This window comes from Amycolatopsis oliviviridis (assembly GCF_014654365.1).
GTDB lineage: Bacteria > Actinomycetota > Actinomycetes > Mycobacteriales > Pseudonocardiaceae > Amycolatopsis > Amycolatopsis oliviviridis.
The window spans coordinates 682,550-698,692 of record NZ_BNAY01000004.1 but is presented as its reverse complement, the minus strand read 5'-3'; the positions used below and the strand labels follow the sequence as shown (position 1 = coordinate 698,692).

Sequence of the window (16,143 nt, the reverse complement as noted above, 5' to 3'; positions counted from 1 at the left end):
CCACCGAGAAACTGGGGAATCGCATGACCACACCGAGTCAGCCCGGCGGGCAGCACTGGCCGCCGCGGCAGAACTGGCAACACCAGGCTTACCCGCCGCAGCCGTACGGCTATCCACCACAGGCGCCGCCCCCTCCGCCGAAGCGGAAGACCTTCCTTCTCTGGCTGATTCCGCTGATCGTCGTGGTGGTCGCCGCCGCGGTGATCGTGCCGATCGCGCTGAGCGGTGGCGGAGACCCGGCCCGGGACCAGGCGGCGCCGCCCGCCTCCGGGTCGTCTGCCGGGTCGCCGAAGGTCAAATGGGAACTGTCGGGGGCGAAGAAGGACGTCCCGGAGTACAAGAACGGCATCACCACCTGGCTGCACGAAGACGACCTCGTCGTCGTCCGCGACAAGTACGTGGCCGCCTTCACCAGGGCGGACGGCAAACAGCGCTGGCTGGTCGAGGCACCGGGCGGCAAGGTCTTCTGCGGAACCTCGGTCGAACCCGCCGACGGCAAGATCGTCCTAGCCTTCGGCAAGGCGAAGGCCGGCAGTGAGGACGGCAGCTGCGACAACGCGACCGTCCTCGACCTGAAGACCGGCAAGCTCGGCTGGCAGGTGCCGATGGCCATCCCGCAGAAGATGCAGGACCGGGTGACCACGGTCCAAGCCGTCGTCACGCAGATCATGGGCGACGTCGTGTTCGTGACCGCGGACCAGGGCTACGCGGCGCTCGACCTGGCCACCGGCGCGATCAAGTGGACGAAGACCTTCTCCCGCAAGGCCGACGGTGAGGACACCTGCGCCGGGCACGACATGATGCCGCGAGACGACAAGGCCATCGTCGTGGCGAGCTGCCTCACCGGCGACTTCTCGGTCACCGTGCTCCAGATCGACCCGGTGACCGGGAACGTCGAACTGGAGGACAGCGTCCCGCACTCCGGCTACTCGGTCTCCGGGATCGGTCTCCTGTCGGTGAAGCCCGTGCTGGCGTACGGCTCCAACACCGAGCAGGGCACGTACTTCCTCTTCGGCGACGACCTGAAACTCAAGTCGAAGATCGACGGCGGCAAACCCAACACGCCCGAGGAACTCGACGGCACCACCTCGCAGGGTTTCGGGCACAGCACGTCGGGCACCGAGCATCACCCGGGCGCCGTCATCGTGACCGCGGACGCCTTCTACACCCCGACCCGCACGATCGGCGGCGAGACGAACATGCTCGTCGCGGTGGACCTGAACACCGGGCAGCGCAAATGGACGGCGACGGTTCCGGAGGGCACGATCCAGGCGCCGATCAAGATCGTGGACGGCCAGCTCCTCGCCCAGGTCGGCCCGGTGTACAACACCGGACCGCAGCGAACGGTCAAGATCGCCGTCGCGGACGGGAAGGTGACTCCGTTCCTGGAGGCCCAGATCAGAAACTCCGACCAGGACGAGACCGGGCCGATCCCGGGCTTCTACCGGTACCTGTGGGCCGACGACCGCGTCTACGCCGTGGCGGGCCGCTGGTCGGATCTCAGTGTGGACGTGTTCCTGCTTCAGGCCGAGTAGCGAAGCGAAAGGGTCCCTTCGCCGCGGTTTCCGTGGCGAAGGGACCCTTTTCGTCCGTACGAGGTCTCAGTCCAGCCAAGCAGCGGCTTCGGCGGCCCAGTAGGTGAGGATCATGTCCGCGCCCGCCCGGCGGATCGACGTCAGCACTTCGAGGATCGTGCGTTCGCGGTCGAGCCAGCCGTTCGCCGCGGCGGCTTCGACCATCGCGTACTCGCCCGAGATGTTGTACGCCGCCACGGGAACCGGCGACGCCTCGGCGGCGGCCCGAATGACGTCCAAATAGGACAGTGCGGGCTTGACCATGACCATGTCGGCGCCCTCGGCGATGTCCAGCTCGATCTCGCGCAGCGCTTCGCGCACGTTGCCCGAGTCCTGCTGGTACGTCTTCCGGTCGCCCTTCAGCTGCGAGTCGACGGCCTCGCGGAAGGGGCCGTAGAACGCGCTGGCGAACTTCGCCGAGTACGCGAGGATCCCGGTGTCGGTGCGCCCGGCGCGGTCGAGCGCGGCGCGGATGACGCCGACCTGGCCGTCCATCATGCCGCTGGGGCCGAGCAGATGCGCGCCCGCTTCGGCCTGGGCGAGACCCATTTCCGCGTACACGCGCAGGGTCGCGTCGTTGTCGACACCGCCGTCGGCGTCGAGGACGCCGCAGTGGCCGTGGTCGGTGAACTCGTCGAGGCACGTGTCGGCCATCAGGACCGTCGCGTCGCCGAGCTCGGACCGCAGGTCGCGCAGGGCGACGTTGAGGATGCCGTCCGGGTCGATCGCGCCGGAGCCCTCCGCGTCCCTCGTCTTCGGGATGCCGAACAGCATCAGGCCGCCGACACCGGCGTTGACCGCGTCGACGGCGGCTTTGCGCAGCGTGTCACGGGTGTGCTGGACGACCCCCGGCATGCTGGAGATCGGGCGGGGCGCGTCGGCGCCCTCGGCCACGAACATCGGGAGGATCAGCTGACGTGGGCGCAGCGACGTCTCACCGACCAGCCTGCGCATGGCCGGAGTGGTACGGAGCCTGCGGGGACGATGCTCAGGAAACACCCTTACGACGGTACTCCCGCCCGCTTGAGAACCGGTCCGCAGGCGCGGTGAACGGCTCATTGCTCCGGTCGGGCGACCTTCCCTAAGTGACGGTAAAGAGTCACGTACGTCCGTTTTGCACCCGGTGTGACGCGGGTTACCTTCCACCGCATGTCGAGTTCAACGGTGACCGACCAACTGGAAGAACCGCCCGTCGGCTGGCGCGCCCGGCTGCGCCAGGTCGGGCCAGGGATCATGGCCGCGGCGACCGGGGTCGGCGCGGGCGACCTCGTCGCGACGATGGTGGCGGGCTCGCGCTTCGGGTACACGCTGCTGTGGGCGGTGCTCGTCGGGACGATCTTCAAACTCGCGCTGGCCGAAGCCGTCGGCCGCTGGCATCTGACGTCGGGCCGGACGATCCTCGCCGGCTGGCGGACGCTCGGGATCTGGGCGCTGATCTACTTCGGGATCTACGCGGTGATCTGGGGATTCGTCTACGGCGCGACCGCGATGTCGGCGTCGGGGCTGCCGCTGAACGCGCTCTTCCCCGCGCTTTCGGTGCGGTACTGGGCGATGCTCTGCGGCCTGCTCGGCTTCGCGCTGGTGTGGTTCGGCCGCTACGCGATCATCGAGAAACTGATGACGGTGCTCACCGGCGTGATGTTCGTGACCGTGGTCGGCACCGCCATCCTCGTCGTCCCGGATTTCGCCGAACTGTTCAAGGGCGCCGTCCCGACCCTGCCCGACGGCTCGCTCGTCTACGTCCTCGGCCTGGTCGGTGGCGTCGGCGGCACGATCACCATGGCGGCGTACGGCTACTGGACGCTCGCGAAGGGCTGGCGTTCGGCGAAATGGCTGCCGATGATGCGCACCGACAACGCCGTCGGGTACGTCATGACCGGGATCTTCGTGATCGCGATGCTGATCGTCGGCGCGGAACTACTGCTGGGCCAGAAGATCATCTCGGGCGACAAGGGCCTGCTGTTCCTCGGCGACACCCTCGCCGCCGATTACGGGCAATGGGCGCGGATCCCGTTCCTCATCGGCTTTTTCGCGGTCTCGTTCACGTCGGTGATCGGCGTCTGGCACGGCGTGAGCCTGCTCTTCGCGGACTGGTGGCGCATTCTGCGGCTGCCCGCGAACACGACGGAAAGCGTTGAGACGTACGAGAAAAAGGCCGGGGAACGCAGTGTCGCGTATCGCGGCTACGTGCTGTGGCTGACTTTCCCGCCGATGGCGTTGCTGTTCCTGGACCAGCCCTTCCAGCTCACCGTGATCTACGGCGTGCTGGGCGCGCTGTTCATGCCGTTCCTGGCGGCGACCCTGCTGGTGCTGCTGAACACGTCACGAGTGCCGCGGGAAGGGCGGTCGGGCTGGGTCTCGAATGGACTGTTGGGGGTGTGCCTGGCGATGTTCGCCTACCTGGCCTACACGGAGGTCGTGAAGTTCTTCGGCTGAGGCTGGCGCTTGTCCTCCTTGCAGTACATGAAGGCCCCCTTCCTTGCGCCTGTCGCAAGGAAGGGGGCCTTCATGTACTTGGGTCGGCGACCCTTACAGCCGGATGATGGACTTGCTGTTGCAGTTGGTCAGGGTGCTGCAGGCCTTCACCGTCAGCTGCTTCCACTCGCGCGGCACGTTGACCACGACCTCGAACACCCCATCGTTGACGTGGACGTAGTTGATCTGAGCCGGCGGGGACACGATGAACTGCGCGAGGAGCGCCGCCGTCGGTGAATTGTCGGTCAGCGTGGCGAATACATCGTCCCGGTCGATGGTGACCCGCACGCTTTGCGCCGCGCAGCCGAGCGGGCTGCAGACCTCGAACGACGTGGCGGGCGCCGCGGCCGCCGTGCCCGCGAGTGCGGCGGAACCAAGAGCCAGCACACCCAGGACGGTGGCGGCCCGTGCAAGAGACTTCATGATCACTCCCCAGTGATTTGTCGAGGCCACGAAGCTACGGCCCACCGCTACGCGAGCGATAACTTCTCACTAAGGAACGAGAAAGCCCCCTTCCCCCGCGAACGCGGGAAGGGGGCTTTCAACGGCGATCGTCAGGAGCGACGGGCCCGCTTCGCCTTGCGCGGCGGCGGGAGCGCACCTTCGGCGCGGAGCCGCGCGGCGTGCTCGGCGAGCGCGTCGACCAGGTGCGGGACGTCGGCCTTCTCGGGCTGGACGTCGACCCGGAGCCCGAACTCCACGGCCGTTTCCGCGGTCTTCGGGCCGATGCACGCGACCAGCGTGCGGGTGTGCGGCTTGCCGGCGATGCCGACGAGGTTCCGCACGGTCGAGGACGAGGTGAAGCAGACCGCGTCGAAACCACCGGTCTTGATCATCTCGCGGGTCTCGGCCGGCGGCGGCGCGGCCCGCACGGTGCGGTAGGCGGTCACGTCGTCGATCTCCCAGCCGCGTTCGCGCAGGCCGGCCGACAGGGTCTCGGTGGCGATGTCCGCCCGCGGCAGCAGCACGCGGTCGACCGGGTCGAGGACGTCGTCGTACGGCGGGAACTCGGCGAGGAGACCCTCCGAGGACTGCTCACCTTCCGGGACCAGCTCGGGGATGATGCCGAAGGAGCGCACCTTCGCGGCGGTCGATTCGCCGACGCAGGCGATCTTCACGCCGGAGAACGCGCGGGCGTCGAGGCCGAACTCCTCGAACTTCTCCCACACCGCGCGGACGGCGTTGGTCGAGGTGAAGACGATCCACTGGTAGCGGCCGTCGACGAGGCCCTTGACCGAGCGCTCCATCTGGGCGGGGCTGCGCGGCGGCTCGACCGAGATGGTCGGGACCTCGTGCGAGGTGGCGCCGTGGCCGCGAAGCCGCTCCGCCATCTCACCGGCCTGCTCCTTGGTGCGCGGCACCAGGACCTTCCAGCCGTACAGCGCGCGCGACTCCCACCACGACAGCTTCGAGCGCTGCCCGACGGCCTGGCCGATGGTCACGATGAGCGGGCCGACGAGCTCGCCCGCCTCGTTCGCGACGGTGGCCAGCGTGGTGTCCAGGGTGCGCTGGGTGTTGATGGTGCCGTTGGAGGTCACCGCGACCGGGGTGGTCGGCGCCAGTCCGTGCTCGGTCAGCGCGGACGCGGCCTCGGCCAGGTGCGCCGACGTCGCGTGCAGCACGATGGGGCCCGGGGTGGCGGCCAGCGCGGCCCATTCGACGTCGCCGCGGACGTCGACCTCGGTGTGCGTGCCGCCGAGCGCGACACCGGCGTACGCCGGGACGGCGGCGCCGGGCGAGACGCCCGGGATGATGTCGAACACGGCGCTGGTCCGGGAAACGGCCTGCACCTCGGCGACGACGGCGGGCTGGGTCAGCGGGTCACCGGCGATCAGCCGGAGCACCAGCCGTCCGGCCTTGGCCTCGTTCACCAGGTCCTTGGCGACCTCGGTGGCCTCGCCGACGGCGGGGCGCACTTCGGCGCCTTCGGCGGCGAAAGCCAGGACGCCCGAAGGGACGTCCGGGTCGGTCACCACGACCTCGGCCTTGGCGAGCAGCTCCTGAGCGCGGACGGTCAGCAGACCGGCGTCACCGGGGCCCGAGCCCACGAAGGCGACACGCCCGGTGGTCTTACGCGCGGGGGTCATCTGTGCGTTCTCCTCTTGAGCGGCCGCAGTCGAGCGCGGCCCTACCTTCAACGTTCTGACTCACTGGGCGGGGCCGGACAGCGCGCCCGCCCCCAGGTCGAGCAGCTCGGCGGCCAGTGTCCGGCCGAGCTGTTCGGCTTCGTGCTTGTCGGCGAGCGCGGAAGCGCGCACCATGTCGACCGCGTCCCCGTCCCCTTCGACGGCGGCGGTGCCCCGCAACGAGATCCGCTCGACGACCCGCCCTTCGGCGTCCAGGTCCTCGACGATCTCCGCCAGCGCTCCGACCGGTGCGCTGCACCCGGCTTCCAGCGCCGCGAGCAACGCCCGCTCGGCGGTCGCCACGGCACGGGTGCCTTCATCGTCCACTGTGGAACCGAGCAGGTGCTCGATGTCCACGTCACCGGTCCGGCACTCCACCGCCAGCGCGCCCTGTGCGGGCGCGGGCAGCATCTGGATCGGGTCGAGGGTCTCGGTGATCTCCTCCGCCCGGCCGATCCTGGCCAGTCCGGCACGCGCCAGGACGACGGCGTCGAGCTCTCCGTCGCTCACCTTGCGCATGCGGGTGTCGATATTGCCTCGGATCGGCACGATTTCCAAACCGAGACCGAGCGCGCGCAGTTGCGCGGTGCGCCGCGGGGAGCCGGTGCCGACGGTCGAACCCGGCGGGAGCTCGCCGAGGGTGAGCCCGTCACGGGCGATCAGGGCGTCGCGCGGGTCCTCGCGGCGCGGCACGGCGGCGAGCGTGATGCCCGGCTCCGGCTTCGTCGGCAGGTCCTTGTACGAGTGGACGATGACGTCGACTTCCTCGCGCAGCAAGGCTTCGCGCAGCGCGGAAGTGAACACGCCGACCCCGATCGTCGGGATCGGCGCGGACGATTTGTCGCCGGGGGTCGTCACGGTGACGAGCTCGACCTCGGCTCCGGTGGCCCGCAGGGCGTCGGCGATGGTGCCGGTCTGCGCGAGGGCGAGTTTGCTGCCGCGCGTCCCGATGCGGATGACTCTGCTCACTTGATGATCACTCGTCTTTCGGCGTCGTGGGACTCGCCACCGCGGCGGGCGCCTGCGGGTCGAGGCAGAACAGCTCGCGCAGCGCGTTGGCGTAATCAGTGTCGGCCGTTTCGGCGGCCAGCTGCTTGACCCGCACCGTCGGCGCGTGCAGCAGCTTGTCGACCACGCGGCGGACCGTGCGGCCGACCTCCTCGCGGACCCCGGCTTCGAGGTCCGGCAGGCGGTTGTCCAGGCGCAGCAGCTCGGCGTCGACCACCTCGGCCGCCCGGCGCCGCAGCGCCGTGACCGTCGGGGTGACCTCGGCGCTGCGCTGACCGGCGAGGTACTCGCGCACCTCGTCGAGCACGATGCCGGTGGCCTTCGCGGTCTGGCGTTCGGTGGTCGGGGTGCCCGCTTCGCGCATGCGGCGCTGGATGGTCTCCAGGTCGACCACGGTGACGTCGGCCAGCTCGGCGACGTCGTGGTCGACGTCGCGCGGGAGGCCGAGGTCGCAGACGACCAGCGGCCGCCCGGCGCGGGCCGGGACGTGTTCGGCGGTGAACACCGCGGCCTGCGCGCCGGTGCAGCAGACGACGACGTCCGCCTCGGCGACGGCGGCCGCGATCCCGCTCATCTGGACGGCCTTCGCGGGCACTCCCTGCTCGACGCTCGCGGCGGCGAGCCGGGCGGCCCTGGCTTCGGTGCGGTTGGCGATGGTGATCTCGCCGATCCCGGATTTGCGCAGGTGGGACGCGGTGAGCGCGCCCATCGAACCGGCGCCGACGATCAGCGCGTGCTTGCCCGCGATGTCCCCGGCCGCGGCCAGCGCCTCGGAGACGACGGACGCGCCGAGCTGGTCCAGCCCGGTCTCGGTGTGGACGCGTTTGCCGACGCGCAGCGTGGTCTGGATCAGTTCGTGCATCGTGCGCCCGACGGTGCCGGCCTCACGCGCGGTGGCGTACGACGCGCGGATCTGGCCGAGGATCTGGGTCTCGCCGACGACCATCGAGTCCAGCCCGGAGGTGACCGAGAACAGGTGCTCGATCGCGGCGCCCGCGTAGTGCACGTACAGCGAGTCGTAGAGGTCCGCGGGCTGCATCCCGGCCTGGCGGGCGAGCACGTCGGAGACGTCGTTGAGGCCACCGTGGAAGGTCTCGACGACGGCGTAGACCTCGATGCGGTTGCAGGTCGAGACGAGGATCGCCTCGCTGACGTGCTCGGCCTGCTGCAGTTCGTGGAGCACCTTGGTCACTTCGGTCGCGGGGACCGCGACGCGTTCCAGGGTGTTCAGCTCGGCACTGCGGTGCGAGAGCCCGACCGCCAAGACGCTCATTTTCAGCGCACCACCATTCCGTTGCCGTGGCCGTTCACGCTGCCATTCTCGGCGCCCCCGGGGCCACCGTCTCCTCCGCCGTTGCCGTTGGCGGCCAGATCCGCGCGGCGAGCGACGTGGAACGACAGGATCTGCAGTTCGACCGCGAGATCGACCTTGCGCACCTCGATATGTGCCGGAACCTGCAGCACGACCGGGGCGAAGTTCAGGATGCACTGCACGCCACCTGCGACAAGGCGGTCGCAGACCGACTGCGCGGCGGTGGGCGGAGTGGCGATGACGCCGATGGAGATCTGCCGTTCGGCGCAGACTTTGGGGATCTCGTCGAGATGCGAGACCGGGAGACCGCCGACCGGGACGCCGACCAGATCCGGGTCGAGGTCGAACAGCGCCTCGACCGGGAAGCCGCGGCCGGGGAACCCGCCGTAGTTGGCCAGCGCGTGCCCGAGGTTACCGATACCGACCACGGCGACCTTGTGCTTGCGGGTCAGGCCGAGGATCCGCTCGATCTGACTGACCAGGACCTGGACGTCGTAGCCGACGCCGCGGGTGCCGTAGGAGCCCAGGTACGAGAGGTCCTTGCGCAGTTTCGCGGAGTTGACGCCCGCGGCCTGCGAGAGCTCTTCGCTGGAGATCGTCGTCGCGCCCTGCTCGGCCAGTCCGGAGAGGACACGGAGGTAGACGGCGAGGCGAGCGACGGCGGCCTCGGGGATCGACTTCGCGCGGACCGCTTCCGGTTCGGCGGTGGTCTCGACGGCGGGCATCTCCGCGGTGGGCGCGTTGTCGGCGTCCGGTGTCACCCGGGTGCGCCGGCCTCGTTGCGACACCACGCTTGTCCGCTCCTCTGGTCCTGCTGACGACATGATTCGCCCGAACCTGGAAATCGGCTCTTGACCCGCGGCGCTGAGTCCGGTTCGATGCCGGGCGCTTCCGGTGGCGACGTATCTACGGTAGCCACTTGTGAACGCAGGCACAAAGTCACAGGTAGAGGGGATGACGCACCCCACACCCGGGCATTTCCCGCGTGAAGGCCCCCTTCCCTCGGCTGAGCCGCGTGAAGGGGGCCTTCACGCGGGTCTAGCGCGCGTTGACCGTCACTCTGTGCCAGCCGGTGGCGCCGTCGGGGACGGTACCGGCGATCTCTTGAGTCTGGGTGTAGCCGGACTGGTCCGTCGCCCGGACCGCGATCTCGTGCTGACCACGGGCGACGTCGACCTCGGTCCACCACATCCGCCAGGTGTCCTTCGACGTCTCCGCCGACAGCACGGCTTCCTTCCACGGCCCCTGATCGACGCGGATCTCGACCTTCGCGATCCCGGTGTGCTGCGCCCACGCGGTGCCGGACACCACGACCTTGCCCGCGGTCACCGCCGAACCGGGCGCGTCGATCCGCGACTGCGTCTTCACCGGTCCCTCGCGGCCCCAGCCCCGGTCGAGCCAGTACGCCCGGCGCTCCTCCCAGGTGGTGATCTCCAGCTCGGTGACCCATTTCGTGGCGGACACGTAGCCGTACAGCCCGGGGATCACGATCCGCGCGGGGAAACCGTGTTCGATCGGGAGCGGTTCGCCGTCCATGCCGATCGCGAGCATCGCGCCGCGTCGCGGATCCAGGGCCGCTTCGACCGGGGTACCGCAGGTCCAGCCGTCGACACTGGTCGCGAACAGCTGCTCGGCGCCGGGTTTCACACCCGCCTCCAGCAGCAGGTCGCGCAGGTCGACGCCGATCCAGCGCGCGTTGGAGATGTACGGACCGCCGACCTCGTTGGAGACGCAGCACAGGGTGACGTCGCGTTCGATCAGCGGCCGCGAACGGATGTCTTCATACCGATAGGTGACCTCGCGGTCGACCATCCCGCGGATCTGGAGGCTCCAGTCCTCGGTGCGGACCTGCGGGACCACCAGGGCCGTGTCGATCCGATAGAAATCCTTCGAAGGAGTGAGATACGGCGGGGTGCCGAACTTCACGAAGTCCGCGTCGGGCGGGATCGGCGGCGCGGTCCTGGCCGGGACGAGCCTGCCGACGGCGGCGCGCGACTCCTCGGCGTTCTTCCGGGTCCCGGCGATCTGGCCGACCAGCGCGGCGACGCCGGCGCCCGCCGCGACGGAGATACCGGTGACCAGCACCTTCCGCCTCCCCGGTCCCTCGCCTTCGCGGTCGTCGAAGAACACCTTCGGGCGGAAGAACAAATGCAGCCGGGTGAAGACGACGAGCCCGGCGACCGTCGCGGCGACCGGGGCCAGCAGCGCGATCTGCCCGAGGTCGGTCCGCGCGTAGACGGCGGCGACGCCTGCCGCGCCCAGGACGCCGACGAGTATCTGCCCCGGCAGCGGCTTGCGGCGGGAGAGCTGCCCGGCGAGCAGCGCGAACAGCACCAGGACCACGGCCAGGCCGATTTTGAGGACGGGTTTGTCCCAGGTCTCCAGCGTCCGCTCGGCCCAGGCGACGACCGCGTGCGGGCTGTGGTCGATGACGAAGTTCGCGACGGCGACGAACGGCGAGGCCGTGTACCCGACGAAGCCCGCGACGAGATGCCCGACGCCGAGAGCGGCCGCCAGAGTCAGGAGCCCGGTCAGTGCGGCTTGGCCGAAAGTGAGCCTGCGTTCGTCGTCCACGACTCCATCTTCGGAGCGAAAGCGGCTTCGGGTCGGCCGATCGCCCCTTACGAGTGTGTTACGCCAGAGCTTTCCGGAGCCTGTCCTCTTCGACCCGCCAGTAGCCGTGCTCGGCGTCGTCGATCAGGATCACCGGCACACGGTCGCCGTATTCGGCCCGCCATTCGGGGTCGCTGTCGACGTCGTGGGCGGACCAGGCGACCCCCAGTTCGCCGCAGATCCGCTCGATGTCCTGTTCCGCGACCTCGCACAGGTGGCAACCGGTGCGGGTCATGACGGTCACGTGGTGCGCCATGTCCCCATCCTTACCTGAGGCGTAGACGGCGGAGCTTCCCGGTGGCCGAATGCGGCAGCGACTCGGCGAACTCGACGGTGTGCGGCACCTTGTACCCGGCCAGGTGTTCCGCGCAGTGCTCGACGACCTGCTGTTCCGAGAGCGACGCACCCGGCGCGGGGACGACGACGGCCTTCACCGCTTCACCGGTCCGCTCGTCGACGACGCCGACGACACCCGCCTCGACGACCTCGTCCAGCATCGAGATCACGTTCTCGACCTCGTGCGGGAAGACGTTGAAGCCGTTGACGATGATCAGGTCGTTGGCCCGGTCCACCAGGTGCAGGTCGCCGTCGGTGTCGAGGTAGCCGACGTCGCCGGTGCGGAACCAGCCGTCGGCGTCCGGGCCGTGCGAGCCGTCGGGCCAGTAGCCGGAGAACAGGTTCGCGCCGCGGATCGACACCAGCCCGGTGCCGCCGTCCTCGTCGAAGGCGTCGCCGAGGTCGTCCGGGTCCAGCGGGACGGGCTCCGCGTCGCCGTCGCTGTCGACCAGCCGGAGCTCGACGCCGGGCAGCGGCCGCCCGACCGAACCGGGCTTCGGGTAACCGGTGACCAGGGTCGTGGTGACCACGGGCGCGCATTCGGTGAGGCCGTAGCCCTCGTAGACGTCCAGCCCGGTGGCGCCGCGCAGCGCGGTGAGGATCTTGGGGTGCAGCGGCGCCGCGCCCGAGGTCATCCGCCGGACGGTGGAAAGGCCCTGGCCGAGTTCGTCGGCGTCCATCGCGGCGAACTCGGCGTACATCGCGGGGACGCCGGCGATCGAGGTCACCCGGTACTCGGCGCAGTCGGCCAGGGTCCGCTCGGCGAGGAACCGTTCGGACAGGATCGCCGTCGCCCCGACCGACGTGGTCTGCAACAGGCCCGGCCCCAGGCCGTAGACGTGGAACAACGGGATGGTGATGAGCACGCGGTCGCCGTGCACGAGCGGCGCCGGGACGATCCGGCTCAGCTGGTCGAGGTTCGCCAGCAGCGCCCGGTGCGACAGCATCACGCCGCGCGGCGGACCGGTCGTGCCGGAGGTGTACGAGATGACCGCTATGTCCTCACCGGACCCGGCCTCGTCGACCGGTTCGGCTGCTCCATCCGAGGTAACAGGCGGTGAGAGGCTTGTCACTCCGTCGGGGAGCTCCTCGGTGGCTTCGCGTTCCAGGACGAGCCGCGCGCCGCTGTGCTCCAGCAGCCCGATCAGCTCCGCCACCGGCCCCTGCGGCGAGATCGGGACGACCACCGCGCCCGCGCGGAGTGCCCCGAACAGCGAGACGGCGAAAGCGGCCGACGTCGGCAGCCGCAACGCCACCCTGTCGCCGCGCTCGATTCCCGCGTCGAGCAGGGTGCGGGCCAGCGTGTGGGCGGCGGCGTCGAGCTCCGCCCAGGTCAGCGTGACCCCGTCGCCGGTCTCCTGGACGGCCACCTTGCCGGGCCACTGCCGGGCGGCCTCGACGAGCAAGGTGGGCACACTTGGATCGGCAACCTGCTCCGCGCTCAACTGCGAACCTCTTCCCTCGATGAACGGCGTTGCCAGTTTGTCATCTCGGCCACCGTCATGGGTGTCACTCGCTTTCGTCGCAGTTCCGTAACCCCGGCACCGCTACCTACTTCGCGGTAACTACACGTATGCTGCTGGGCGTCGTCGAGTGGTGTTGATCACTCGATGGTGAGAAAGGGAGTCCGGACGTGCAGATCTTGCAGGCCCACGCGGCGGTGGGACATGCGGGCCGGTCCTCCCTGTCCGGAACGGGAGGTGGACCGTGACTCTTCCCGCGCCCAACCCCGTCTCGATGCTGGCCGGCCACATCCTCCGACGGAGTGGCTTCCCGTCCGCTCCGTCGCCGCGGCCCAAGGCCGCCGACACCACCGAGAACGACGCCGCCGCCGAAGCCGCCAAGACCGAAGCGTGGGAGCTGGTCAGCGCCGCGCAGGGCGGCGACACCTCCGCCTTCGGACGGCTCTACGACCGCTACGTCGACGTCGTCTACCGCTACGTCCTGTTCCGCCTCGGCGACCGGGACCTCGCGGAGGACGTCACCAGCGAGACCTTCCTCCGCGCGCTGCGCCGCATCACCTCGGTGAGCTACCAGGGACGTGACGTCGGCGCCTGGTTCGTCACCATCGCGCGCAACATCATCCTCGACCACGTGAAGTCGAGCCGGTTCCGCCTCGAAGTCGTCACCGACGAGGTCGCCGAGCCAAACGGGGCGCCGATCGGGAACGTCGGCGTGCAGGCCGTCGCGGGGCCGGAACAGCAGGCGATCAGCCGTGCCACCCGCGCCGAACTGCTGCGCTGTGTCGCCGAACTCGGCGAAGACCAGCGCGAGTGCATCGTGTTGCGGTTCATGCAGGGACTCTCGGTCGCCGAGACCGCGGCGATCATGAAGCGCAACGAAGGCGCCATCAAGGCCCTTCAGCACCGCGCGGTACGCCGTTTGGCACAACTTCTGCCCACCGGATTGCGTTAGAGTCCCATATTTACTCCTCACCGGGCCTTGCCGTAACCCTTGGGCGTCTCCGCTCGTTTTCACTGCCAGACCGGTGGTCAGGACCGGGCTGATCAGATGGAGACTTCGCCGTGGGCGTGCCGGGATGGTTCGCGCGTGAGCGGGCGGACGGTGACCGCTTCGCGGACCTTGTCGACGGCACCGACACCCCGGACGACGACGAGTTCGCGCACGAACTCGCGCTCGTCGGCGGGTTGCGCGAACTGGGCACCGGCGGCGCTCCCGACGCGGAGACCCGGCAGCGGATCCGCGACGAGATCGCCGGACGTCTCGCCGAAGCCGAAGCCCCGCCCAAGCGCCGTGGCCACGCCGTCGCCAACCTCGCCGCGGCCGCCGTCGCCCTCGTCCTCGCGCTGGGCGGCATCACCCTGCTGCTGTCCAAGGACGCGTTGCCCGGCGATCCGCTCTACGGCATCAAACGAGCAGGTGAATCGGCCGCGCTCGGGCTCACCTTCGACGAGCGGGACAAGGCGAAGAAGCATCTGGAGTTCGCCGCGAACCGCGTCGGCGAACTCGACGAACTGACCCGGCAGGACGCGCCCACCGAGGCGTACTTCACCGGCCTCGCCGATTTCGAGACCGACCTGCGGGCCGGCGTGTCGCAGCTGACGGCGCTCGTCACCGATCAGGGTGGCCAGACCCGGCTGACCGAACTCCGCACCTGGGCGCGGCAGCAGTCCGACCGGCTCGGGCTCCAGGTCGGCTACGCGCCCGCCGAAGCGCGCGACAAGTTCGCCGCGGCCCGTGTCCTGCTCGACAAGGTCCAGACCCGCACGACGGACCTCGGTTCGCGGCTGGTCTGCTACACGATCACCACGGGCTCGTCCGACGAACTGGGCGCGGTCCCGGCCGCCGGTGACTGCGTCCGCGATCCCGGCTCCCCCAACGCCGTCCTGCCGCCGATGACGTCCACCCCGCCGTCGTCGGCGTCGGCCGAGTCACCGGCGCCGAGCTCGGCGCCGCCGTCGTCGTCCGTCGTGGACACCGCGACCCCGACCGGACCGCTCGTGCCGCCGACGGGCGGAACGCCGCCGCCCGTCGTGGCCACGCCCCCGCCGGCGACGAGGACGGTTCCGCCGTCGACCACCACCCCGAAGCCGCCGTTGATTTCGATTCCGCCGCTCATTCCGGGATTACCGCCGATAACCATCGGCTGACAGGGCGTCACGTGAGGGAGGCACCACACCCGGGACAGCGTGGTCGGCCGCTCGCTACGCTGTGCACAGGCACCTGGGATTCCGGAGGCGGTGTGCGTGTCAGTTTGGCGGGGCAAGGATAAGAGTCAAGAGCTCGAACGGCTGGCCGAGCTCGCGGGCGAGGCGTCGGCCGAGGCCGCCATGGCGACCGCGTCCGCCGAAGCCCTCGAACCGCCCGCGCCGCCCGCCCCGCCGGACCTGACGGCGGCCGCGTTCTTCGACGTCGACAACACCATGATGATGGGCGCGTCGATCTTCTACTTCGCCCGCGGCCTGGCCGCGCGCAAGTTCTTCACGTCCGCCGATCTGGCCGGATTCGTCTGGCAGCAGGTGAAATTCCGGCTCGGCGGCCGGGAGAACAAGGAGGACATCAAGACCCATCGCGAGCGCGCACTGTCCTTTGTGGCTGGTCGCACGGTGCAGGAACTGACCGACATCAGCGAAGAGATCTACGACGAGCTGATGGCGGACAAGATCTGGTCCGGCACCCGGGCGCTCGCGCAGATGCACCTCGACGCCGGGCAGCGCGTCTGGCTCGTCACCGCGACCCCGATCGAACTCGCGGCGATCATTTCGCGGCGCCTCGGCCTCACCGGCGCGCTGGGCACGGTCGCGGAGACCAAGGACGGCGTCTACACCGGCCGTCTCGTCGGCGACCTGCTGCACGGCCGCGCGAAGGCCCACGCCGTCCGGGCGCTGGCGTCACGCGAAGGGCTGAATCTCAAGCGCTGCACGGCGTATTCGGACTCGCAGAACGACGTCCCGATGCTTTCGGTCGTCGGGACCGCGGTCGCGGTGAACCCCGATGGCGGCCTTCGCGACGTCGCGCGGGCACGCGGCTGGGAGATCCGCGACTTCCGGACCGGGCGCAAGGCCGCGAAGATCGGCGTGCCTTCGGTGCTCGGCGTGGGTGCCGTCGCCGGTGCCGTCGCGGCCGGAATGGCCTACCGGCGCCGCTGACCCGGCACTCACGTGCTCCAACCCGGGATTCGCGTGCTTGGGACCGTCACATGCGTGCTTGGAGCCGTCACACGTGAGTTCCGGCTTCA

Annotated in this window: 14 protein-coding genes; 5 read left to right on the top strand and 9 right to left on the bottom strand. The window is 69.8% G+C overall.

Going from position 1 to position 16,143, the window contains the following annotated elements; translation table 11 throughout:
• Nucleotides 1-23: 23 nt before the first annotated feature.
• Nucleotides 24-1,535, top strand: coding sequence for an outer membrane protein assembly factor BamB family protein (locus IE302_RS21300; protein WP_191256212.1), 1,512 nt, complete (start codon nucleotides 24-26; stop codon nucleotides 1,533-1,535).
• 66 nt (nucleotides 1,536-1,601) lie between these two features.
• Here IE302_RS21300 and hemB read toward each other — a convergent pair whose 3' ends face one another.
• On the bottom strand, nucleotides 1,602-2,573 hold the full coding sequence (hemB, locus tag IE302_RS21295; RefSeq protein WP_191256211.1) for a porphobilinogen synthase: 972 nt from the start codon (nucleotides 2,571-2,573) through the stop codon (nucleotides 1,602-1,604).
• A gap of 150 nt (nucleotides 2,574-2,723) precedes the next feature.
• Between hemB and IE302_RS21290 the strand changes: the two genes are divergently transcribed.
• Nucleotides 2,724-4,010: an Nramp family divalent metal transporter gene (locus tag IE302_RS21290; RefSeq protein ID WP_191256210.1), complete on the top strand. Its 1,287-nt coding sequence runs from the start codon at nucleotides 2,724-2,726 to the stop codon at nucleotides 4,008-4,010.
• Between the two features lie 93 nt (nucleotides 4,011-4,103).
• Here the strand turns inward: IE302_RS21290 and IE302_RS21285 are convergent, their stop codons facing one another.
• The 8 genes from IE302_RS21285 to IE302_RS21250 form a co-directional block, all read right to left on the bottom strand.
• On the bottom strand, nucleotides 4,104-4,472 hold the full coding sequence (locus IE302_RS21285; RefSeq protein WP_191256209.1) for a hypothetical protein: 369 nt from the start codon (nucleotides 4,470-4,472) through the stop codon (nucleotides 4,104-4,106).
• A gap of 131 nt (nucleotides 4,473-4,603) precedes the next feature.
• The gene (locus tag IE302_RS21280) at nucleotides 4,604-6,136 is read right to left on the bottom strand and encodes a bifunctional uroporphyrinogen-III C-methyltransferase/uroporphyrinogen-III synthase (RefSeq protein WP_063274401.1); all 1,533 of its coding nucleotides are present in this window, start codon (nucleotides 6,134-6,136) and stop codon (nucleotides 4,604-4,606) included.
• A 60-nt stretch (nucleotides 6,137-6,196) separates the two neighbouring features.
• Nucleotides 6,197-7,144, bottom strand: a complete 948-nt coding sequence (gene hemC, locus IE302_RS21275; protein ID WP_191256208.1) for a hydroxymethylbilane synthase — start codon at nucleotides 7,142-7,144, stop codon at nucleotides 6,197-6,199.
• A gap of 7 nt (nucleotides 7,145-7,151) precedes the next feature.
• On the bottom strand, nucleotides 7,152-8,456 hold the full coding sequence (locus IE302_RS21270; protein ID WP_191256207.1) for a glutamyl-tRNA reductase: 1,305 nt from the start codon (nucleotides 8,454-8,456) through the stop codon (nucleotides 7,152-7,154).
• Between the two features lie 2 nt (nucleotides 8,457-8,458).
• Complete coding sequence (locus tag IE302_RS21265; RefSeq protein ID WP_373308009.1) at nucleotides 8,459-9,286, bottom strand: redox-sensing transcriptional repressor Rex; 828 nt, start codon at nucleotides 9,284-9,286, stop codon at nucleotides 8,459-8,461.
• Nucleotides 9,287-9,533: 247 nt separating this feature from the next.
• Nucleotides 9,534-11,069, bottom strand: coding sequence for a molybdopterin-dependent oxidoreductase (locus IE302_RS21260; protein ID WP_191256206.1), 1,536 nt, complete (start codon nucleotides 11,067-11,069; stop codon nucleotides 9,534-9,536).
• A gap of 58 nt (nucleotides 11,070-11,127) precedes the next feature.
• Nucleotides 11,128-11,364, bottom strand: a complete 237-nt coding sequence (locus tag IE302_RS21255) for a glutaredoxin family protein (protein ID WP_191256205.1) — start codon at nucleotides 11,362-11,364, stop codon at nucleotides 11,128-11,130.
• A 10-nt stretch (nucleotides 11,365-11,374) separates the two neighbouring features.
• Nucleotides 11,375-12,859, bottom strand: coding sequence for an AMP-binding protein (locus IE302_RS21250; RefSeq protein WP_191256204.1), 1,485 nt, complete (start codon nucleotides 12,857-12,859; stop codon nucleotides 11,375-11,377).
• A 292-nt stretch (nucleotides 12,860-13,151) separates the two neighbouring features.
• On the opposite strand from IE302_RS21250, the gene IE302_RS21245 reads away from it, so the two are divergent.
• The 3 genes from IE302_RS21245 to IE302_RS21235 all read left to right on the top strand — a co-directional run bounded on the left by IE302_RS21245 (nucleotide 13,152) and on the right by IE302_RS21235 (nucleotide 16,054).
• On the top strand, nucleotides 13,152-13,859 hold the full coding sequence (locus IE302_RS21245) for a sigma-70 family RNA polymerase sigma factor (RefSeq protein WP_191256203.1): 708 nt from the start codon (nucleotides 13,152-13,154) through the stop codon (nucleotides 13,857-13,859).
• 110 nt (nucleotides 13,860-13,969) lie between these two features.
• Nucleotides 13,970-15,055 carry a DUF5667 domain-containing protein gene (locus IE302_RS21240; protein ID WP_191256202.1) on the top strand — a complete coding sequence of 362 codons (1,086 nt, stop codon included), beginning with the start codon at nucleotides 13,970-13,972 and terminating at the stop codon, nucleotides 15,053-15,055.
• A gap of 96 nt (nucleotides 15,056-15,151) precedes the next feature.
• A complete protein-coding gene (locus tag IE302_RS21235; RefSeq protein WP_005151723.1) occupies nucleotides 15,152-16,054 on the top strand; it encodes an HAD family hydrolase in 903 nt (300 codons plus the stop codon).
• Nucleotides 16,055-16,143 lie beyond the last annotated feature (89 nt).